Raw genomic sequence first — 19,807 nt, 5'->3', positions numbered from 1 at the left:
GAGGGTGACAGCGGGGCGGGAGCCTGTGGGCCGGTGCGAAATCCATTCGCGCCGGCCCACAGGTGCTTCTGCGTTAGGCTCCCGACATGCGACTACGGGGAGCATTCACAGTCGGAGTGGCCGGTGCGATGATCTTGGCCGGGTGCTCGTCGACGAGCGAACCCGATTCGCCGCCGGTCGACGCGAGCGCTCTCGCCGCCTCGGTCACCGAGGGCGGCGTGGTGGGGCACCTGGAGCAACTGCAGACGATCGCCGAGAACAACAACGGTAACCGCGCGGCCGGAACCTCCGGCTACGACGCCAGTGTCGACTACGTCGCACAGGTGCTGGAAGACAAGGGCTTCGACGTCCAGACCCCGGAATTCGAGTTCCACAAGTTCGACGTCCGGACGGAGGCCCTCAGGTCCGGCGACCGTGACTTCGAGGTGCGTGCACTGTCGTACTCACCGTCCACCGGTCCGGAGGGGATCACCGCCCGCCTGGTGCCCGCACCCAAGGACGAGAGTCCGGGATGCGAGGTCACCGATTACGACGGCCTCGACGTGACCGGGGCGATCGTCCTCGTGAACCGCGGGGTGTGCCCGTTCGCGGCCAAGCAACAGTTGGCCTCCGAGCGCGGCGCGGCAGGCGTGATCGTCGTCAACAACGAGGACGGACCGATGAGCGGCGGAACCCTCGGCGACCCGGACGTGGGCAAGGTGCCCACCGGCGGGGTGAGCAAGGCGGACGGGGCCGCACTCGAGCAGGCCGGGGGTGACGTCACCCTCACACTCGACACCACCACCGAGTCGAGCACCGCTCGCAACGTCATCGCCCAGACGAAGACCGGCTCGGCCGAGGACGTCGTGATGGTCGGCGCCCACCTGGACAGCGTCCCGGACGGTCCCGGCATCAACGACAACGGCACCGGCGTCGCCGCGACCCTCGAAACGGCCGTACAACTCGGCGGTTCCCCCGATGTCGACAACGCGGTGCGCTTCGCGTTCTGGGGCGCCGAGGAACTGGGTCTGCTCGGCTCGGAGGCCTACGTGAACAGCCTCAGCGAGGACCAGCGGAACGACATCGCGCTGTACCTCAACTTCGACATGCTCGGTTCCGTGAACGCCGGCTACCTGGCGTACGACGGCGACAACTCCGACAACGTCGGCGAGGGGCCCGGACCCGAAGGCTCCGCGGGCATCGAACGCACGTTCACCGAGTTCCTGCAGAGCAAGGGCGTCGCCGCGGACGGCACGGACTTCGACGGCCGATCCGACTACGGTCCGTTCATCGAGCACGGCATCCCGTCGGGCGGCGTGTTCAGCGGCGCCGACGAAACGAAGACGCCGGAGCAGGCGCAGAAGTGGGGCGGCACCCCGGGTGTGGTGTACGACGAGAACTACCACAGTGCGACGGACACCCTCGAGAACGTGAACCGGGCTGCGCTCGCCGAGAATGCCGCCGCGGTCGCATACGCCGTCGGGGTGTACGCGGAGTCCCTCGCCGGACCGAACGGCGTCCCCACCGGGGCGGACCGGGAGAAGGCGCGGGCGGCGGAGTGATGTCCGATTCGTCACGGGTTTGTGCATGTGACGCTGGGTTACCCTTACTCTCGTGAGCGACGACCCGGCCGACGAGAACAGTGCCGAACTCGACGCTGCGCAGACACCGAAACGAGGCGACAAGGTTCTGGGCTGGGTGGGATCGGTGAACCGTCAGCCGCAGCTGATCGAGGGGCTGCGGAGGGTCCGTCGCGCGCTGCCCGGGGATCCCGCGTTCGGCGACCCACTGTCGACGGCGGGACCCGGAAGCGCACGGGCCATCGCCCGCGTCGCGGATCGCTTCCTCGACCACCAGCCGGGTGCGTCCCGGGAGATGAGCCTCGGCGCGCTGCAGGTGTGGCAGGCACTGCTCGAGCGCACCGGACGCGGTCGGGGAACGCAGGAGGTGACCATCGTCTTCACCGACCTGGTCGCGTTCTCCAGCTGGTCGCTGCCCGCCGGCGACAGCGCCACCCTCGCCCTGCTGCGCGACGTCGCCCGTGCTGTCGAGACCCCCATCGTCGACCGGGGCGGACATGTGGTGAAACGCCTGGGGGACGGTGTGATGGCCGTCTTCCCCAGCCCGGACCGCGCGATCGACGCCGTCTTCGCCGCACAGGAAGCGCTCGCGGACGTGGAGGTGGACGGCTACCGCCCCCGCATGCGCGTCGGCATCCACACCGGTGTTCCCCGGCAGATCGGCAGCGACTGGCTCGGCGTGGACGTGACGATCGCGGCACGCATGATGGAACTGGGCGGCGACGGCAACGTGATGGCGTCGTCCGCCACGCTGTCGAGTCTGCAGCCGGGCACCCTCGACGAACTGGGTCTCGGCGTCAAACCGTGGCGACGCGCCTTCTTCGCCCCCGCGCCCAACGGGGTGCCCTCCGACCTCGGTATCTGGCGGTTGCGGCTCCGCCGCCCGTGAGTACTTCTCAACCGCCGGACGTTAAGAAGTACTCACGAGTGACGGAGCCGCCACAGGGGGGAGACGGGGCCGTGACCGGCGCCCAGGTCGTACGACGCCTCCAGGCACTTGGTAACCCATTCCTTGCCGAACGCCACCGCATCGGGCACGGACCACCCGTGGGCGAGAGCGCTCGCGATGGCGGCCGCGAGGGTGTCGCCGCCGCCGTGGTCGTTGCCGGTGTCGATGCGGGGACTACTGAACTCGAGGAACGTGTCGCCGTCGAACAGCAGATCGGTGCTCGACGCCGACGTCCGGAGATGCCCGCCCTTCACGATCGACCACTGGGCCCCGAGCGCGTGCAGCGCCTCGGCGGCCCGGCGCGCGGTCGCGTCGTCCACCACCTCGATGCCGGTGATCAATCGGATCTCGTCGAGGTTCGGGGTGACCACCGTGGCGATCGGGATCAGCGTGTTCCGCACGGCGTCCAGCGCCTCGGCGTGCAGGAGCGGATCTCCGTGCATCGACGCGCACACCGGGTCGACGACCAGCGGGACCGGTTGGTCGCGGCCGATCCCGACCTCGGTGCACACGGCGGCGACGGCCTCGATGATGGCCGTCGACGCCAGCATGCCCGTCTTCGCTGCCCCGACCCCGATGTCGTCGACGACGCACCGCACCTGCGCGGCCACCGTCTCCGGCGGAATCTCGTGGAAACCGCTGACGCCCACCGAGTTCTGCACCGTCACCGCGGCGACCGCGACGCATGCGTGGACGCCGCACAGCGCCATCGTCCGCGAGTCGGCCTGGATCCCGGCGCCGCCGCCGGAATCGGTGCCGGCGATGGTGAGGACTCGGACGGGGGTCTGGCCGTCGGGGGTCAGGGGCAGCAGCTTCACGAAGGGGACCTTACCGATTCTCTGAGGTGACGGATTCGACGGGCAGATACACGCGACCACCTGCGTCGACGAACTCGCTCGACTTCTCGGCCATACCCGCCTCGATGGCTTCGACCGAATCGAGTCCGTGTTGCTGCGCGTACTCGCGCACGTCGGCGGAGATCCGCATCGAACAGAACTTCGGGCCGCACATCGAGCAGAAGTGGGCCGTCTTCGCCGGTTCGGCCGGCAGCGTCTCGTCGTGGAACTCCCGCGCGGTATCCGGGTCGAGGGACAGCGCGAACTGGTCGTGCCAGCGGAATTCGAACCGGGCCTTCGACAGCGCGTCGTCGCGCTCCTGCGCCCGCGGATGCTGCTTCGCGAGGTCCGCGGCGTGCGCCGCGATCTTGTACGTGATGACCCCGGTCTTGACGTCGTCCCGATTCGGCAGTCCCAGGTGTTCCTTGGGGGTCACGTAGCAGAGCATCGCGGTGCCCGCCTGCGCGATCATCGCCGCGCCGATCGCGGACGTGATGTGGTCGTACGCCGGCGCGATGTCGGTGGCGAGCGGCCCGAGGGTGTAGAACGGCGCCTCCTCGCACAACTCCTCCTCGAGGCGCACGTTCTCGACGATCTTGTGCATCGGTACGTGCCCAGGACCTTCGATCATCACCTGCACCCCATGCGATTTCGCGATCCTGGTGAGCTCGCCGAGGGTGCGCAATTCCGCGAACTGGGCCTCGTCGTTGGCGTCCGCGATGGAGCCGGGGCGCAGACCGTCACCGAGCGAGAACGTGACGTCGTAGCGGTGGAGGATCTCGCACAGCTCGTCGAAGTGGTTGTACAGGAACGACTCCCGGTGGTGGGCCAGGCACCAGGCCGCCATGATCGACCCACCACGGGAGACGATGCCGGTGACGCGGCGCGCGGTCAGCGGAATGTAGCGGAGCAGTACACCGGCGTGGACCGTCATGTAGTCGACGCCCTGCTCGCACTGTTCGATCACGGTGTCGCGGTAGATCTCCCACGTGAGCGCGGTCGGGTCGCCGCCGACCTTCTCGAGCGCCTGATAGATCGGCACCGTTCCCACGGGCACAGGCGAATTACGCAGAATCCATTCCCGTGTCTCGTGGATGTTCTTGCCGGTGGATAGGTCCATGATGGTGTCCGCGCCCCACCGCGTCGCCCACACCATCTTCTCGACCTCTTCCGCGATCGACGACGTGACCGCGCTGTTGCCGATGTTCGCGTTGATCTTCACCCCGAAAGCCTTGCCGATGATCATCGGCTCGAGTTCGGGATGGCAGCGGTTGGCGGGGATCACGGCGCGTCCCGCCGCGACCTCGGTGCGCACGGTTTCGGATGAAACGCCCTCGCGTGCAGCGCAATACTGCATCTCGGGGGTGACGACGCCGGCGCGGGCGGCGTCGAGTTGGGTGCCTTCGCGGTCGGCGATCCACGGCGCGCGCAGATGCGGCAGTCCCGCTTCCAGGTCGATGGTGGCGTCCGCATCGGTGTACGGACCCGACGTGTCGTACACGTCGAGGTGCTCACCGTTGGTGAGGTGGACGCGCCGGACCGGCACCCGGACGTCGTCGCCCGACAGCAGGTACTGCTTGGTGCTGCCCTCGATCGGTCCCGTGGTGACGGACGTGGCTGTAGATACGTTTGTGCTCATCGATGATGCTCCCTACGCCGGCATTACCCGGACAGGTTCGACGGTCGACGGCCCTAGCCGTCCTCTCAGCCCGCTGGTGCGAGCCCCCGTGGATGTGTAGTTGTCCCGCAAACTGTAACCGAGATCTCTCTGAGTAAACATTCGGGTGAAACTTGGACAGCGGTTCCCGGCATCGGTATAAAGGGTGATGAACATCACATTTCGATTACGACACATACCCCCAGGAGATAGCCATGCTGACGGACGCGCAGGTTGTGGACGTGATCGACAACGCCGATCAGAACCGATTCGAGCTACGACTGAGTGGTGACCTGGTCGGCATCCTCGGGTATTTCGACCTCGCGGACACGCCGCCCGGCGCCGGTGCCGGCGTGGGAGTGGTGGCCGCCCGGCCGCCGGGCCCGAAGGGCCGGGGGCGGCAGGCGCCTGTGGTCTCGTTCATGCACACGGTGATCGTGGAGGACTTCGGTCACCGCGGACTCGCCGCCCTCATGGTGGGTCGCTCCCTCGACCTCGCCCGCGGGTACGGCTGGAAGGTACGGCCCGTGTGCACGTACGTGCAGCGCTTCGTCTCGGCGCACCCCGAGTACCGCGACCTCGTCGTCCCAGTGGAGGGCTGACGGCGGTCGGGGCACGAATCGAGCACTCGTCGGCAACGAAACGGTTGCGGGGGCGGCGATTCCGCTCGCGAGGATGCCGCCTTACTGATTCCATGAGTGTCATGGATCACATTTCGAACAGTTCCGAGTCGCCGGGGAACATCGCGGCCGCTGATGCTCGCGTGCTCGACAACCCTGCCCACGAACGATTCGATCTGTGGCTGGGGGACGAGTTGGTCGGCATCCTCGGCTATCGGGACGAGGACGACATCCCCGGATTCACCGCCAAGCCCGGCGAGGTGGTCGCATTCATGCACACGGTCGTCAAGGAAGAGTTCGGTGGGCGCGGACTTGCCGCGTTCCTCGTGGGCGAGGCGTTGGACTCGGCACGTCGGCGAGGATGGAAGGTCCGTCCCATCTGCACGTATGTCCAGCGCTACCTGGCGCTGAATCCGCAGCATCTCGACGTGCTGATTGCCGGGTAGCCCCGCTTTCGAGAGCACTGCTCTTGCTATCTGCGGCTCCGCTGTGAATACTGCTCTGCATAGAGAGCAGTGCTCACGCTCGAAGGAGTCGTCATGACCGTGTCGGATCGGATCGAGAATCGTACCGGGGTCGCAGGGACCTGCGCCGCAGCGCTGTTCGCCGTGGCCGGCGCCTTGTTCGTCGTCTACCCCGTGGTGCGTCCCTACGCGGCGGGCGGGGCCCCCGACGGACGGGCCGAGTTCGCCTCACCGTGGTGGCTCGTCGCCCACCTCGCCGCCGTCGGTGGATTCATCGCGTTCGGTCTTGCGCTCGTCGCGCTCAGCGGCCTGCTGAAGGGGACGGGTGGCGAACGAGCGGCGGTGGTCTCCTTGGCGGCGTCGTGGATCGGTATCGGGCTGACGCTGCCCTACTACGGTGCCGAAACGTTCGCGCTGCACGCCCTGGGCGGCAGCAGCCTGGACGAGGGGGCCGTCACGACCCTCGCCGAGAGCGTGCGGATGGGCGCGGCCCAGGCGACGCTGTTCGCCGCAGGACTGCTACTCGTCGCGGTCGGCGCTGGCGCGGCCGCCGTCGCGATCGCCCGATCCCGACTGCTCGCCGGGTGGGCGGGGATCCCGATGGCAGTGGGGTTCGCGCTGTTCATCCCGCAGTTCTACGTGGACGCCCCACTGCGCATCGGGCACGGAGTGCTCATCGGGTTCGGGTGCGCGGTCGTGGCGCTCGGTGTGCTGCGTTCTCAGTCGCCGAGGTCGACGATGACCGGTGCATGATCGCTGGCGCCCTTGCCCTTGCGTTCGTTGCGGTCGATCTCGGCCTTGTCGACGCGGCCGGCGAGGGCAGGCGATCCCAGGACGAAGTCGATGCGCATTCCCTGCTTCTTCGGGAACCGCAACTGGGTGTAATCCCAGTAGGTGTAGACACCCGGCCCCGGGGTGTGCGGCCGGACGACGTCGGCGAACCCCGATTCGACGAAGGCCTGGAAGGCCTCACGTTCGGGGGCGGATGTGTGGGTCTTGCCCTCGAACAGCGCCGGATCCCAGACGTCCTCGTCGGTGGGGGCCACGTTCCAGTCGCCGACCAGCGCGATCTGCGCGTCCGGGTTCTGCTCCAGCCACCCGACCGCGTCGGTGTGCAACTTCGCCAGCCAGTCGAGCTTGTACGTGTAGTGCGGATCGGTCAGCTCACGGCCGTTGGGGACGTACAGGCTCCAGATGCGGACGCCGTTGCACGTGGCGCCGATGGCGCGGGCTTCCTGCGCGGGCGCGACCTCCGGGTCCTTGTGGAAACCGGGCTGATCCTCGAACCCGATCTGTACGTCGTCGAGACCGACGCGGGACGCGATCGCGACCCCGTTCCACTGGCTGAGGCCCACGTGCGCGATCTCGTAGCCCAGTTCGCGGAAACGCTCGTACGGGAACTGCTCGTCCTTGCACTTGGTTTCCTGCATCGCCAGCACGTCGACGTCGGACCGCTGGAGCCAGTCCAGGATCCGGTCGGTACGGGCACGAACAGAGTTCACGTTCCAGGTTGCGATGCGCACGGCAGCCACCCTAGCGGCCGTCGCCGACAGGTTGTCAGCCGACAGGTTCGGTGGCGTAGCGGTACCGGTGGTGCGCCACGAAGCCGAGGTTGCGGTACATCGCCTGCGCGCCCTCGTTCTCGACGGCGACCTGCAGGCACGCGTGGGTCGCGCCCTGTTCGCGTCCCCAGTTGATCATGTCGCCGCAGATGAGGCTGCCGATCCCGTGGCGGCGGTGAGCCTCCGCGACCTCGACCGCGGTGAGCCCGACCCACCGGCGGTCGTCGGGGGCGGACGTGACGGATCCGCGGGCGACGGCGAGGAGCGTCGAGTCGGCGGCGCCGATCCGGCCGAACCCGAGGGTGCCGCCGCGGACCGAGTCCAGCACGTCGACCGCGAAGTCGGGGAGCGCGGACCCGCGGTAGCGGTAGAGGGCGAGCCAGTCCGGGTCGGGGTGATCGGTGACGGTGGTGGTTCGTGGGCCCTCGGGCAGGGCCAGGTTGTCGATGTCGGCCGCCATCACGACCACTTCGTCGCTGACGTTCCAGCCGAGCGGTACCTCGCCCAGCCGGTCGGGGATCAGCAACCGCAGCGGGCGGTCGCGCTCGGCGTACCACTCGCGCAGGCGGTCGAGCGTGCCGCCGGGGGAGAGATCGTCCAGACTGCCGACCGACCCACGGTCGCCGAGCGGGGCCGCCGAGTTGGCGCGTCCGGTGAAGCCGTGACCGTAGCGGGCGAGCCACCCGTCGATCCACGTGTGCTCGACACCCGGCCAGCCGTCGGCGGAGGCCAGTTCGAGGGATCGGATCTCGCTCGCGCGCACCGGTCGCGCGGGGACGGCCTTCAGCGCGATCACCCGCTCCGGATCCACCTCGACGAAGGAGCCGTCCGCGGCGCGGACGACCACCACCGGTTCGACGTTCTCCAGCACCCCGATGACATCGGTCATCGGATGGCTGTGGCCGGGCGGCAGCTGATATCGCAGCACCACCCGGCTTCCCAGCGGAATGTCAGTCGTCATGCCCAAACGGGTCTTCGACCGTTCCCGGCACCCAGCTGAGACCGGGAACTCCCCAGCCGGCGCGCTTGATGGTCTTCTTGGCGGCACGCGCGTTGCGGCCGACCAGCATGTCGACGTAGAGGAAGCCGTCGAGGTGACCGACCTCGTGCTGCAGCATGCGGGCGAAGAAGCCGCGTCCCTCGATCTCGACGGCGTTGCCGTCGGCGTCGGTGCCGGTGACCTTCGCCCATTCGGCCCGTCCGGTGGGGAACTGCTCGCCCGGAACCGACAGGCAACCCTCGACGTCGTCGTCCGGGTCCGGCATGGTCTCGGGTCGTTCCGATGTTTCGAGGACCGGGTTGACGACGCAACCGCGGCGGCGGAGCGCCGTGCCGTCTCCGTCGATGTCGGGGCAGTCGTAGACGAACAACCGCAGCGGCAGGCCGACCTGGTTGGCGGCGAGCCCGACGCCGTTGGCGGCGTCCATCGTGTCGTACATGTCGGCGATGATCTCAGCGAGTTCCGCAGGTGACTGGGACACTGCCTCGGTCGGTTCGTGCAATACCGGGTCGCCCACGATCCGGATGGGGAGGATGGCCATGGTCGTCAAGGATAGTGCGGCGCGCCCGAGCCGTTCGCACTGCCCGCGGCGTTCGTCATGGTTGAATAGTCGCTGAAGAACAGCGGTGTAATTCGTTGCTCGGTCGGCCACGCGATCGAGGAGCCGGGGGAACGTGGTTTCGCTGCGGTCGAGCGAGAGCTAGTAGTCGAGGAGTGAGATGGACGGCGCAACAGCGCGTAGTCGGAACCAGTCCGAGCGCATCGACGGCGACAACTCGGCGGGGGTCAAGGACGTCGGCGACGACGGCCTCTCGCGTCGGGAGCACGACATCCTGTCCTTCGAACGCCAATGGTGGAAGTACGCCGGCGCGAAGGAAGAAGCGATCAAAGAGCTGTTCGACATGTCCGCCACCAGGTACTACCAGGTTCTCAACGCGCTGGTGGACCGGCCGGAGGCGCTCGCCGCCGACCCGATGCTCGTGAAGCGGCTGCGACGGCTGCGCGCAAGCAGGCAGAAGGCCCGCGCCGCTCGTCGCCTCGGGTTCGACGTCACGTAGCACCCGGTGGCTAAGGTCGACATCGTGAGTACTCCGAAACCCGAATCGTCCGGCCCGCCGTTACGTGCCCTCGCGATGGTGCTGATCGCCCTCGCGATTCTGTTCGCGGGTCTCGGGTTCGCCTCCCTGGGAGGCTCGGACTCGGAGGAGACCGCGGCCACCGTCACGACCACGGCGGCCGCCACGACCACCGCCGCCGCGCGCCCGACGACGGCCGCCGGAGCAGCGGGCGCCACCTCGGCTTCCGCGGCGAGCATCACGTCCGGCGCCTCGAGCACCTCGAAGTCCGCCGACGCGGCGTCGGTCCCGGTGCGGGTGCTCAACAACAGCAACGTCACCGGTCTCGCGAGCCAGACGGCCACCGAACTGATGTCCTCGGGGTGGACGGTGTCGGAAACCGGTAACTACAGCGACGGCACCATCTCCGAAACCACGGTGTACTACGGGACTTCCGCCGCCGAGAAGGAAGCGGCAACGGAGATCGCCGCGCAGCTCGGGGTGTCGGCCCAGCCGCGGTTCCCGGGTATCGCGAATTCGTCTGCGGGTGTGATCGTGATCGTCACCTCCGCGCAGTAAACCGGACGGTCGGTGCACCATCGCCGCGGTTATGATCAGATGCACTTCTTCGCCACCTCAAAGGAGCGGTTTGATGGCCTCGAGTTCTACCCGTCGGATGTCCTGGCGCATTGTCACCCCGGTGGTGGCCATTGCAGCACTCGGACTGACCGCCTGCAGTAACAACGAGGAGCCGACCGACGTTCCCGGCACCACTCCTCCCGTCTGGACCGGCGCCGCCGATCCCAGCGCCGCAGGCGTTCCCGGCGACGCCGAGAGCGGTTCGGGTGAATCCGCCGAGAGCGGCGCGGTCAGCGCGACGCTGAAGAACGCCGAGGGCGAGGACGTGGGCACCGCCACGTTCAAGCAGGCAGGCAGTCACGTCGAGGTCACCGTTTCCGTCAAGGATCAGACCCCCGGCTTCCACGGTTTCCACGTGCACTCCGTCGGAAAGTGTGAGACGAACTCCGTGGCACCCACCGGCGGTGCGCCCGGAAACTTCCTGTCCGCGGGCGGGCACTTCCAGGCCGAAGGTCACTCGGGCCACCCCGCGAGTGGCGACCTCACCTCACTGCAGGTTCTGGCCGACGGCACGGCCGAGTTGGTCACCACCACCGACGCCTTCACGGTCGAGGACCTGAAGAACGGCGACAGCGGCACCGCGGTCATGATCCACTCGGGTCCCGACAATTTCGCCAACATCCCCACTCGTTACGCACCCGCCCCCGATCAGGAAACCCTGAACACCGGGGACGCAGGCTCGCGCGTGGCCTGCGGTGTCATCGGCGCCAGCTGAGCCGCGTGACATCCCGGCTTCGGCCGGGATGTCGGTGCGCTGCCGCGCACTGCGGCCTGTGGTTGGATCGAAACCGTGGTAGTTCCCTTTCCCGGTTCGCCGCGGCCGACGCTGGGTGTCGAGTGGGAGATCGCGCTGGTCGACAGGGTCACGCGGGATCTCTCCAACACGGCCGCGGAGGTGTTCGACGCGGTGGCGAGTCTCGCCGGTCCCGAGGATCCGAGGATCACCAAGGAGTTGCTGCGCAACACCGTCGAACTGGTCACCGGGATCCACTCCACCGTCGGTGAGGCGATGGACGACCTCGACGAGTCGCTCGACCTGCTGCGGCGGGCGGCGAACCCGCTCGGCGTCGATCTCATCTGCGCGGGCACCCACCCGTTTGCGCAGTGGTCGACCCAATTGGTCACGCGCACACCGGATTACGACGAGCTGATCGAACGGACCCAGTGGTGGGGCCGTCAGATGCTCATCTGGGGTGTGCACGTCCACGTCGGTGTGTCCTCGCCGCAGAAGGTGTTCCCGATCCTCAATGCGCTGTTGCAGCGGTACCCGCATCTGCTCGCGCTGTCCGCGTCCTCGCCGATGTGGGCCGGCGTCAACACCGGGTACGCGAGTAACCGTGCGCTGATGTTCCAGCAACTCCCCACCGCGGGGTTGCCGTACCAGTTCGCGAACTGGGGGCAGTACGAGGACTTCATCAGCGACCAGATGAAGACCGGTGTGATCACCAAGATCGGCGGGATGCACTGGGACATCAGGCCGGCGCCGCGGTGGGGCACCATCGAGGTCCGCGTCTTCGACGGCATCTCCACCCGCGCCGAACTCAGTTCCCTCGTCGCGCTCGTGCACTGCCTGATCGTCGACCTGGACCGGCGTTTCGAGGCGGGCGAGAACCTGCCCAACCTGCAGCCGTGGCACGTGAAGGAGAACAAGTGGCGGGCCGCGCGGTACGGGCTCGACGCCGAGATCATCCTCGACGAGGACAGCAACGAGCGGCTCGTCACCGACGACCTGAACGACCTGCTCGAGAAGCTGGCCCCGACCGCCGTGCGTCTCGGCTGCGCGGACGAACTGGCCGCGGTCGCGGAGATTCCCCGCCGGGGTGCGTCCTACCAGCGGCAACGTCAGGTCGCGGAGGCGACCGGCGGTGACCTGGTGGCTGTGGTCGATGCGCTGGTGAAGGAGCTCGGGACCTGAAAGACGGTCTCGGGCAGGACACTCGTCCACTTCCCGTTCACGTGTTGTTTACACTTGGCGGGTGTCGATCGACGATGTTGCCGTTATGCGGCCGGGTGGGCCCGTCGATCGTTCCCGCATGTTCGTCGCGAGCGGGGCGCTCGGTGTGGCGATCCTGCTGGTGGTGGTCCAAGTGGTCGCGTCCACCCAGGGTTTCCAGGGCCCCCTCGAAAGCCTGTTCCACGACTACGTCCTGACCCCCAAGTCGGCGTCCGTCCCGTGGGCCGGCCTCGCGCTCGCGATGGTCGGGCTCACCAATCGCCAGCGCGTCGTCGCACTCTCCGCCGCAGCAGGCATCGACGTCGTGGTTGCTGCGGCACGCTACCTGTCGGGCGGCCCGCTGACCGTCGGAAACGGCGCGACCTGGGTACTCACGGCGGTGGGCGTGTACGCGGCGGTCCGCTGGACCGGCGACCAGCGGCGCAGCGCCCTCCAGGGCGTCGGTCTCGGTGCGCTGCTGATACTCGCGACCAAATTCGGCGACGCCTGGCTGCAGGTCACGATCATGGCCGGGCCGATGGTGCTCGACGAGTACGCCCAACTGGCCGATCATGCGCTCGGCAGCCCGTCGTGGCACCTGGGGCAGTTCGTCGACGCTCTCGGTCCCGTCGGGTACGGCATCCTCCACTGGGTCTACATCGAACTGCCGGTCGCGGCCATCGCGGTGGCCGTCTACCAACTGCGGAACGGCTGGCCGTCGCACTACCTGGTGCGCACGTTCCTGCTGATCGGTCTCGTCGGTCCCGTGTTCTACGTGCTGTTCCCGGTGGTCGGTCCGATCTTCGCGTTCGGCACCGAAGGCCAGGGGTTCCAGGTCAGCGACTACTGGCCCAACCTCGTCCCGACACCCGACTTCGCACCTGAACCGATGTCGTTCGATTCGGTGACCCCCCGCAACTGCATGCCGAGCCTGCACACGGCGTGGGCCCTCGCCCTGTTCATCCACTCCCGGCAGGGTGCCTGGTGGCTGCGCCTCGGCGGCACGTTCTGGCTGGTGTGCACGCTGACGGCGACCCTCGGATTCGGCTACCACTACGGCGTCGACCTGGTCGCCGGAGCAGTCCTGTGCCTGACCATCGAATCCGCGTTGCGCGACCCCGAGCGGGGGTGGGGCTGGTTCCGGGTCCGCCTCGTCGGAGGCGGCGCGCTGGTGCTCGCCGGACTGCTGCTCAGCTACCGCTACCTCGCGGTGCCGATGGGCCGATTCCCCGAGGTGTCCGGACCGCTCGTGCTCGGCGCCCTCGCCACGATCAGCCTCGGGTTCTACGCGACGTTCTTCGCCCGGCCCGACACCGCACTCGCGCGGTGGGGCAGCGGCGCGAAGGCGGCGGTCACCGACGTTCTGGCGGCTCCAACTCGTTGATCATCAACAGCCCGTCCTGATCTCGCTGCTCCCGGTACGCCACCCGGCCGACGCTGTGCGCGATGACCGGCGCGGTGAACAGGGTGAAGATGCCGACGAGGATCAGCATCCAGATGTCGACGTTGCCGCGCAGTTCGAGGACGGCGCCTGCGAGAACCATGATGAGACCGACCACCTGCGGTTTGGTGGCGGCGTGCATGCGGCGCAGGGTGTCCGGGAACCGGACGATGGCGATGGCGGCCGTCAGTGCGAGCAGCGAGCCGCACAGCATGAGCGTGGCCCCGATGACGTTCAGCGCGGTGGTCACGACTTGTCACTCACCCGGAACCGGGCCACCGACACCGAGCCGATGAATCCCACCAACGACAGCGCGACGATGGCGGGCACGATCGTCGTGTCGCCGGTGTACGCGGCCCACACGGCGAGCCCGCACATTGCGAGCGCGATCAGGGTGTCGAGGGCGACGAGACGGTCCAGCGAGTTGGGTCCGTCGAGCAGCCGGAACGTCGTCAGGACCCCGGCGACGACCAGGATGATTCCGGATATGACCGAGACGACCGTCATGAGCTGCCCTCCTGGGTGGGGTCTTCGTATTGCAGGTCGCGGTTGTGCCAGGGGCTCGGTTTCCAGTCGGAGTCGCGTTCGAACGCCGCGATGAACAGCCGTTCCAATTGCGCGACCGTGCGGTAGAACTGGCTGACCGCCTTCTGCGAGCCCATGTCCAGGACGTGCACGTAGACGATCCGCCGGACCTGGTCGATCTCGAGGACCATGGTGCCCGGAATGAGGTTCAGGACGTCGATGCACAGGGTCAGGACGAGGTCCGACTTGATCCCCAGCTGGTAGCGCAGGACCCCGGTGACGGGCGGCGGGCCTGGCCGGAGCGCGAGCCACGCGATCTGGAGGCTCGACTGGAGCGAGTAGTACACGAACATCACGGCCAGCCGGAGCAGCGGCAGGACGTGCACCCGGCCCTCCACGGGCACCCGCGGCAGCGGCATGAGCACCATGATGAGCGCGCCGACGGCGAGCCCACCGAGGATGTTGCCCCAGCTGACGTTGCCCCACAACAGGATCCACACCGCCATCAGCCACAGCAGCGCGCCGAACTGGAGAAGTCTCTCGCGTTTCATCGCGGTGCCTCCTGCGCTTCGCCGCCGGGATGCCCGCCGAGGACGGCGTCGATGTAGATGGACCGGTTCTGCAGGTCGCTCGCCGCGCGATCGCTGATCTGGATGATCTGGCCGGCGAACACCGTCATCGCCAGCCCCACGGCGACGAGGGCGACGGTGGGGATGAGCATCATCGCGGGGATACGGCCCACGTCGGCGCGGTCGTCGAACGAGATGTCGGCCTCGGACTCGTCGAGCAGCGCCGACGGGCTGACGTCCGCGAGATCACCCTCGGGGGCGTCGGCGCGGGCCCGCCAGAACGCCTTGGTCCAGACGCGTGCGACGACGTACAACGTGAGGAGGCTGGTGAGGGTTCCGCCCGCGACGAGGATCCACGCCAGCACGCTCGCGTCGGCCGAGCCGGCCTGCAGCAGCGCGACCTTGCCGATGAACCCGGAGAACGGGGGAATGCCACCGAGGTTGAGGGCCGGGACGAGGAACACGATGGCCAGGACGGGGCTCGCCGCGGCGAGCCCGCCGAGACGTCGCAACGACGACGACCCGGCCTGGCGTTCGATCAGACCGACCACCAGGAACAGCGTGGTCTGCACCAGAATGTGGTGGGCCACGTAGTAGATGGCACCCGAGAGCCCCGACTGCGTCGACAGCGCGACACCGAACACCATGTACCCGATGTGGCTGACCAGCGTGAAGGACAGCAGACGTTTGATGTCGCTCTGCGCGATCGCACCGAGGATGCCGACGAGCATCGTCAGGAGGCCGCACACCATCAGCACGTTGTCGAGTTCGCCCTCCGGGAAGAGCAGCGTGTGCGCGCGGATGATCGCGTACACACCCACCTTGGTGAGCAGGCCGGCGAACACGGCGGTGACCGGTGCGGGCGCGGTGGGGTAGGAGTCGGGCAGCCACGTCGACAGCGGGAACACCGCCGCCTTGATACCGAACGCCACGAGCAGCACACCGAAGATGGCCGTGCGCGTGCCGGACGGGATGCCGTCGAGGCGGGTGGCCATGTCGGCGAGGTTGAGGGTTCCGGTGGCCGCGTAGGCGAATGCGATGCCCGCAAGGAAGATCAGCGACGACACCATCGACACCATCACGTACGACACACCGGCACGGACACGGTCGGCGCTCGCACCGAGCGTCAGCAGCACGAAGCTGGCGGCGAGGAGCACCTCGAAGCCGACGTACAGATTGAACAGGTCGCCCGCGAGGAACGCGTTGGAGATGCCCGCCGTCAGCGCCAGATACGTGGGCAGGAAGATCGAGACGGGCTGGTCCTCACTGCCGTCGCGGATACCCTGACCCACGGCGTATGCCATGACGGCGAGCAGCACGATCGACGAGACCACCAGCATCATCGCCGACAGCCGGTCGACTACCAGCGTGATGCCGATCGGCGAATCCCAGCCACCCACCTGAATGGCCGTCGTCCCGTCGCGGTCGGCCAGGTACAGCAGTAGTCCCGACACGACGAGGACGCCGATCAACGCGACGAGCGTGATGATCCGCTGAGCTCGCGGACGCCGGCCGAGCACCAGCGTGGCCGCGGCGGCGAGCATCGGCACGAGGACCGGCAGCGGCGCGAGGGCCGTGATGATGTGTGGGGATATGGTCACGACTTCTCCCCGATCCCGGCCTTGTCGGAGTCCTCGTCGTCGAAGTCACCCTCGTGCAGGTCTTCGTAGCATTCGAGGTCTTCGAGGTTCTTCAGCTCTTCCAGGGGAATGGGGTTTCCGTCCTTGTCGAATGCGTCGCCGCTGAAACTCGGCTCGCCGGTGACCGGGTCGTCGGAGCGGTCGCGGTCGGGGGCCTCGGCGGGCGACCGGCGCCGCAGGACCTTGGTGTCCTCGGGGTCGTTCTCGACGGCGTCCTGCGTGGTGATCTTGAACGACCGGTACGCGAGCGCCAGCACGAAGCCGGCGATGCCCATCGTGATGACGATCGCCGTCAGAATCATCGCCTGAGCCAGCGGGTCGGCCATCGACTCGTGGATGGACTCGCGGCCGACGATGGGCGGATTGCCGTCCGTACCGCCGGACGTGAGGATCAGGAGGTTGATGCCGTTGCCGAACAGCAGCAGTCCCAGCAGCATGCGGGTGATGCTGCGTTCGATGAGCAGGTAGACGCCCGCCGACACCAGGACGCCGATGATGACGAGAAATCCGATGTTCGCGCTCATCGCTGGTTCACCTCGATCTGTGCGTCGAGACGCGCCCCGAGACTGCGGAGCACGTCGAGTACGAGCCCGACCACGATGAGATACACACCCAGGTCGAAGAAGAGGGCGGTGACCATCTTGACGTGGCCGACCAGCGGCAGCGTCACCTCGAACACCGCGGAGGACAGCGCCGGGGCGCCGAGGAACAGCGACGCCAGCGCGGTGCCCGCGGCAAGCGTGAGTCCGAGGCCCAGGATCTTGCCCGCGTCGATCGGGACGGTTTCGCCGAGTTCGTACCGTCCGCCCGCCAGGTACCGCAGGACCAGCGCGAGACCGGCCGTGAGGCCGCCGGCGAACCCGCCACCGGGCGCGTTGTGACCGGCGAAGAAGAAGTAGACCGACAACACCATGATGGTGGGGAAGATCAGCCGGGTCGTCACCTCGAGGACCAGTGACCGGTGTTTCGGATCGATGAGCTCGCCGCCGAGCAGCCACGTGGTCTCGGAATGCGACGCCGACGAATCGGCCGTGACCGCGGGAGCGTCGGACACCCGGGGTGCGCTGCCGAAGCGACGGTTGCGGAACACCAGGCTCGCGACGCCCGTGGCCGCCACCAGCAGCACCGAGATCTCACCGAGCGTGTCCCAGGCACGGATGTCGACGAGCAGGACGTTGACGACGTTCTTGCCGTTGCCGAGGTAGTACGCCGCGTCGGGGAGTCGCTCGTAGATCGGCACCGAGTTCCGCGCATTGATGGCGTACGCGCCGATCGTGGTGATGGTGGCACCGACCGCGACCGCCAGCAGTGCCCGCGGAATCTTGAAGCCGATGGCCCTGCGCTCGTCCACCTCGGCGGGCAGCTTCCGGAACACGAGGACGAAGATGACGAGGGTGAGCGTCTCCACCAGGAACTGGGTGAGCGCGAGGTCGGGGGCTCCGTGGAGGGCGAACAGCACACCACAGCCGTAGCCGCTGAGACCGACGAGGATCACGCTGGCCAGACGGTTGCGCATGACCGTCGCGGCAAGCGCGGCCGCGACCATCATCAGCCCGATCACGAACTGCACCGGCGAATCCCACAACCGGACGTCGGCGCCCGTATTCGTGCCGACGACGAGCAGCACCAGCGGCACCACCACCAGGGTGCCGAGGATGGTCGCCTGCGTCAGCGGGAGCGAACCGCGCTGGGTGGCGCCGGTCAGCCGCATCGACAGGGCGTCCATGCCGCGCAGCGTCGCGTCGTAGATGCGGTCGGCGTTGCCGAGCGGCGGATGCTCGAACCGCAACCGGTTGACCCAGCGCTGCGCCACGAAGAGCGCGGTGCCGACGGCGAACACCAGCAGGGTGAGCAGCAGGGCGGTGTTCACGCCGTGCCACAGTGCGAGGTGATAGTCGGAGACACCCTCGGCGGGCAGGGTCTGCGAGTACGGCGTCAGGAGCTTCTCGAGCTGCGGCGCCACGAGTCCCGCCGCCAGGCTCAGTACCGAGAGCACGGCGGGCGCGGCGAGGAACAACGGTCCGGGTGCGTGCATGCCCTGCACGGCCGGGCTCGGCCGCGCGAGCCGCTTGCGACCGAAGGCGCCCCACATGAACCGCACGCTGTAGGCGAGCGTCAGGATCGAACCGAGCACCACGACGCCGACGGTGACGATCCGCGCCGGGTCGGCGAGGACCGTCGTGCTCAGCAGGGAGTCGAATGCGGCTTCCTTGCCGACGAACCCGAGGAACGGGGGAAGCCCGGCCATGCTCGCCGCGGCCAGCGCGGCGACGACCGTGAGCGCGGGTGCGCGGTCACCGAGGTGCGCGAGTTTGCGGATGTCGCGGGTGCCCGTCGTGTGGTCGATGATGCCGACCACCATGAACAGCGCGGCCTTGAACATCGCGTGCGCGACGACCATCGTCATGCCGGCGAGCGCGGCGTCGCGGGTGCCGAGGCCGACGAGCACCATCATGAAACCGAGCTGGCTGACGGTGCCGAACGCGAGCACCAGTTTGAGGTCGAAGGCGCGCATCGCCCGCCACCCGGCGAGGACCATCGTCAGCAGGCCGAGCGTGATGATCGTGAACCGCCAGGGCGCCGAATCGGCGAACCCGGGCGACAGTCTGGCCACGAGGTAGATGCCGGCCTTCACCATGGCCGCGGCGTGCAGATAACCGCTGACCGGGGTCGGGGCGGCCATCGCTCCGGGCAGCCAGAAGTGCAGTGGGACGATCGCGGATTTCGACAGGGCACCGATGAGGACCAGCACGACGGCGACGCCGGCGAGCCAGCCGCGAGGTGCTATCTCGATCAGTTCGGACAGGTTGTACGTGCCACTCACCTGGCCGAGGATGATGATGCCGACCAGCATGGCCAGACCACCCGCGGTGGTGACGAGCAGCGCCTGCGTCGCGGCCCGGCGACTCGACGCGCGTTCGGCGTAATGCCCGACCAGCAGGAACGACAGGACCGTCGTCAGTTCCCAGAATATGTACAGCAGCAACATGTTGTCGCTGGCGACGAGGCCGAACATGGCCCCGGCGAAGGCCACCATCTCGGCGGCGAAGATGCCGAGCCGGGGTTCGTCGTCGGTGAAGTAGCGCGCGCAGTAGACCAGGATCAGCGTGCCGATACCCAGCACGAGCACCGACATGATCGCGGCGAGCGGATCGAACCAGAAGTCGAGGTCCATCGACAGGCCCGGAGCCCACACGATGGACAGGGTCTGTTCGGTGCCCCAGTTCGCGATCACCCATCCGAGTGACGCCAGCGGGACGAGGGAGAGTGGGTAGAAACCGTTGCGGCCGAACTTGCGCACCACAAGCGGAGCCAGAACGGCGGCAACGGCATGGGCGAGCAGAACAGCAAGCAAAAG

At 68.0% G+C, this 19,807-nt stretch carries 21 protein-coding genes and 1 riboswitch; of the genes, 10 read left to right on the top strand and 11 right to left on the bottom strand.

What is annotated here, in order from left to right; translation table 11 throughout:
• The first annotated feature begins 86 nt into the window (after positions 1-86).
• Positions 87-1,541: a M20/M25/M40 family metallo-hydrolase gene (locus DTA22_RS22165; protein WP_174233845.1), complete on the top strand. Its 1,455-nt coding sequence runs from the start codon at positions 87-89 to the stop codon at positions 1,539-1,541.
• Between the two features lie 52 nt (positions 1,542-1,593).
• Positions 1,594-2,448 (top strand): adenylate/guanylate cyclase domain-containing protein, encoded by an 855-nt coding sequence (locus DTA22_RS22160; protein WP_037240608.1) that lies wholly within the window; start codon positions 1,594-1,596, stop codon positions 2,446-2,448.
• A 32-nt stretch (positions 2,449-2,480) separates the two neighbouring features.
• Here DTA22_RS22160 and thiD read toward each other — a convergent pair whose 3' ends face one another.
• Together thiD and thiC are read right to left on the bottom strand one after the other, a co-directional pair.
• Positions 2,481-3,326, bottom strand: a complete 846-nt coding sequence (gene thiD, locus DTA22_RS22155) for a bifunctional hydroxymethylpyrimidine kinase/phosphomethylpyrimidine kinase (RefSeq protein WP_037240610.1) — start codon at positions 3,324-3,326, stop codon at positions 2,481-2,483.
• Positions 3,327-3,336: 10 nt separating this feature from the next.
• Positions 3,337-4,983 carry a phosphomethylpyrimidine synthase ThiC gene (gene thiC / locus DTA22_RS22150; RefSeq protein ID WP_112300908.1) on the bottom strand — a complete coding sequence of 549 codons (1,647 nt, stop codon included), beginning with the start codon at positions 4,981-4,983 and terminating at the stop codon, positions 3,337-3,339.
• A riboswitch (TPP riboswitch) is annotated at positions 4,976-5,083 on the bottom strand. (Overlaps the previous gene by 8 nt.)
• 133 nt (positions 5,084-5,216) lie before the next feature.
• On the opposite strand from thiC, the gene DTA22_RS22145 reads away from it, so the two are divergent.
• The 3 genes from DTA22_RS22145 (at position 5,217) to DTA22_RS22135 (ending at position 6,838) form a co-directional block, all read left to right on the top strand.
• Entirely contained in the window at positions 5,217-5,603 is a 387-nt protein-coding gene (locus DTA22_RS22145) for a GNAT family N-acetyltransferase (RefSeq protein WP_005251726.1), read from the top strand.
• Positions 5,604-5,704: 101 nt separating this feature from the next.
• Positions 5,705-6,067: a GNAT family N-acetyltransferase gene (locus DTA22_RS22140; protein WP_112300979.1), complete on the top strand. Its 363-nt coding sequence runs from the start codon at positions 5,705-5,707 to the stop codon at positions 6,065-6,067.
• 93 nt (positions 6,068-6,160) lie between these two features.
• The gene (locus DTA22_RS22135) at positions 6,161-6,838 is read left to right on the top strand and encodes a hypothetical protein (protein ID WP_112300907.1); all 678 of its coding nucleotides are present in this window, start codon (positions 6,161-6,163) and stop codon (positions 6,836-6,838) included.
• Here DTA22_RS22135 and DTA22_RS22130 read toward each other — a convergent pair.
• From DTA22_RS22130 to DTA22_RS22120, 3 genes are read right to left on the bottom strand one after another with little or no spacing between them, the layout of a single operon-like run.
• Positions 6,805-7,608: an exodeoxyribonuclease III gene (locus DTA22_RS22130; RefSeq protein ID WP_112300906.1), complete on the bottom strand. Its 804-nt coding sequence runs from the start codon at positions 7,606-7,608 to the stop codon at positions 6,805-6,807. The genes DTA22_RS22135 and DTA22_RS22130 overlap by 34 nt on opposite strands.
• Before the next feature lie 34 nt (positions 7,609-7,642).
• Complete coding sequence (locus DTA22_RS22125; protein ID WP_112300905.1) at positions 7,643-8,608, bottom strand: N-acetylglutamate synthase, CG3035 family; 966 nt, start codon at positions 8,606-8,608, stop codon at positions 7,643-7,645.
• A complete protein-coding gene (locus DTA22_RS22120) occupies positions 8,598-9,188 on the bottom strand; it encodes a peptide deformylase (RefSeq protein WP_112300904.1) in 591 nt (196 codons plus the stop codon). The genes DTA22_RS22125 and DTA22_RS22120 overlap by 11 nt, the downstream gene beginning before the upstream one ends.
• Positions 9,189-9,366: 178 nt before the next feature.
• Here DTA22_RS22120 and DTA22_RS22115 point away from each other — a divergent pair, with 178 nt between their 5' ends.
• The 5 genes from DTA22_RS22115 to DTA22_RS22095 all read left to right on the top strand — a co-directional run bounded on the left by DTA22_RS22115 (position 9,367) and on the right by DTA22_RS22095 (position 13,658).
• Positions 9,367-9,705 carry a DUF3263 domain-containing protein gene (locus DTA22_RS22115; protein WP_011594977.1) on the top strand — a complete coding sequence of 113 codons (339 nt, stop codon included), beginning with the start codon at positions 9,367-9,369 and terminating at the stop codon, positions 9,703-9,705.
• Between the two features lie 24 nt (positions 9,706-9,729).
• Complete coding sequence (locus DTA22_RS22110; RefSeq protein WP_112300978.1) at positions 9,730-10,281, top strand: LytR C-terminal domain-containing protein; 552 nt, start codon at positions 9,730-9,732, stop codon at positions 10,279-10,281.
• 73 nt (positions 10,282-10,354) lie between these two features.
• Complete coding sequence (gene sodC, locus DTA22_RS22105) at positions 10,355-11,056, top strand: superoxide dismutase[Cu-Zn] (RefSeq protein ID WP_009474839.1); 702 nt, start codon at positions 10,355-10,357, stop codon at positions 11,054-11,056.
• A gap of 75 nt (positions 11,057-11,131) precedes the next feature.
• Positions 11,132-12,256: a glutamate--cysteine ligase gene (locus DTA22_RS22100; RefSeq protein WP_037240630.1), complete on the top strand. Its 1,125-nt coding sequence runs from the start codon at positions 11,132-11,134 to the stop codon at positions 12,254-12,256.
• A 118-nt stretch (positions 12,257-12,374) separates the two neighbouring features.
• Positions 12,375-13,658, top strand: coding sequence for a phosphatase PAP2 family protein (locus DTA22_RS22095; RefSeq protein ID WP_112300903.1), 1,284 nt, complete (start codon positions 12,375-12,377; stop codon positions 13,656-13,658).
• Here DTA22_RS22095 and mnhG read toward each other — a convergent pair.
• The 6 genes from mnhG to DTA22_RS22065 are packed head-to-tail and all read right to left on the bottom strand — an operon-like array spanning position 13,627 to position 19,804.
• Positions 13,627-13,965, bottom strand: a complete 339-nt coding sequence (gene mnhG, locus DTA22_RS22090; protein WP_037240636.1) for a monovalent cation/H(+) antiporter subunit G — start codon at positions 13,963-13,965, stop codon at positions 13,627-13,629. The two genes, DTA22_RS22095 and mnhG, sit on opposite strands and share 32 nt — an antisense overlap.
• Positions 13,962-14,222: a monovalent cation/H+ antiporter complex subunit F gene (locus tag DTA22_RS22085; RefSeq protein ID WP_005251754.1), complete on the bottom strand. Its 261-nt coding sequence runs from the start codon at positions 14,220-14,222 to the stop codon at positions 13,962-13,964. The genes mnhG and DTA22_RS22085 overlap by 4 nt, the downstream gene beginning before the upstream one ends.
• Positions 14,219-14,791: a Na+/H+ antiporter subunit E gene (locus tag DTA22_RS22080; protein WP_112300902.1), complete on the bottom strand. Its 573-nt coding sequence runs from the start codon at positions 14,789-14,791 to the stop codon at positions 14,219-14,221. The genes DTA22_RS22085 and DTA22_RS22080 overlap by 4 nt, the downstream gene beginning before the upstream one ends.
• Complete coding sequence (locus DTA22_RS22075) at positions 14,788-16,410, bottom strand: Na+/H+ antiporter subunit D (protein ID WP_112300901.1); 1,623 nt, start codon at positions 16,408-16,410, stop codon at positions 14,788-14,790. The genes DTA22_RS22080 and DTA22_RS22075 overlap by 4 nt, the downstream gene beginning before the upstream one ends.
• The gene (locus tag DTA22_RS22070; RefSeq protein ID WP_037240643.1) at positions 16,407-16,973 is read right to left on the bottom strand and encodes a Na(+)/H(+) antiporter subunit C; all 567 of its coding nucleotides are present in this window, start codon (positions 16,971-16,973) and stop codon (positions 16,407-16,409) included. Before DTA22_RS22070 ends, DTA22_RS22075 begins: the two co-directional genes overlap by 4 nt.
• Entirely contained in the window at positions 16,970-19,804 is a 2,835-nt protein-coding gene (locus tag DTA22_RS22065) for a Na+/H+ antiporter subunit A (protein WP_112300900.1), read from the bottom strand. Before DTA22_RS22065 ends, DTA22_RS22070 begins: the two co-directional genes overlap by 4 nt.
• Positions 19,805-19,807: the final 3 nt, after the last annotated feature.

The sequence above is a fragment of the Rhodococcus wratislaviensis genome (assembly GCF_900455735.1).
Taxonomy (GTDB): Bacteria; Actinomycetota; Actinomycetes; order Mycobacteriales; family Mycobacteriaceae; genus Rhodococcus_F; species Rhodococcus_F wratislaviensis.
The sequence above is the reverse complement of the archived record's forward strand: the minus strand, read 5'-3'. Positions and strand labels throughout refer to the sequence as shown.

Bases quoted from the DNA above. Each gene is read 5' to 3' on its own strand.
- DTA22_RS22165 (WP_174233845.1), top strand. From the start codon at position 87: ATGCGACTACGGGGAGCATTCACAGTCGGAGTGGCCGGTGCGATGATC.
- thiC (WP_112300908.1), bottom strand. From the start codon at position 4,983: ATGAGCACAAACGTATCTACAGCCACGTCCGTCACCACGGGACCGATC.
- DTA22_RS22145 (WP_005251726.1), top strand. From the start codon at position 5,217: ATGCTGACGGACGCGCAGGTTGTGGACGTGATCGACAACGCCGATCAG.
- DTA22_RS22140 (WP_112300979.1), top strand. From the start codon at position 5,705: ATGGATCACATTTCGAACAGTTCCGAGTCGCCGGGGAACATCGCGGCC.
- DTA22_RS22135 (WP_112300907.1), top strand. From the start codon at position 6,161: ATGACCGTGTCGGATCGGATCGAGAATCGTACCGGGGTCGCAGGGACC.
- DTA22_RS22125 (WP_112300905.1), bottom strand. From the start codon at position 8,608: ATGACGACTGACATTCCGCTGGGAAGCCGGGTGGTGCTGCGATATCAG.
- DTA22_RS22120 (WP_112300904.1), bottom strand. From the start codon at position 9,188: ATGGCCATCCTCCCCATCCGGATCGTGGGCGACCCGGTATTGCACGAA.
- DTA22_RS22115 (WP_011594977.1), top strand. From the start codon at position 9,367: ATGGACGGCGCAACAGCGCGTAGTCGGAACCAGTCCGAGCGCATCGAC.
- sodC (WP_009474839.1), top strand. From the start codon at position 10,355: ATGGCCTCGAGTTCTACCCGTCGGATGTCCTGGCGCATTGTCACCCCG.
- DTA22_RS22095 (WP_112300903.1), top strand. From the start codon at position 12,375: ATGTTCGTCGCGAGCGGGGCGCTCGGTGTGGCGATCCTGCTGGTGGTG.
- DTA22_RS22085 (WP_005251754.1), bottom strand. From the start codon at position 14,222: ATGACGGTCGTCTCGGTCATATCCGGAATCATCCTGGTCGTCGCCGGG.
- DTA22_RS22080 (WP_112300902.1), bottom strand. From the start codon at position 14,791: ATGAAACGCGAGAGACTTCTCCAGTTCGGCGCGCTGCTGTGGCTGATG.
- DTA22_RS22070 (WP_037240643.1), bottom strand. From the start codon at position 16,973: ATGAGCGCGAACATCGGATTTCTCGTCATCATCGGCGTCCTGGTGTCG.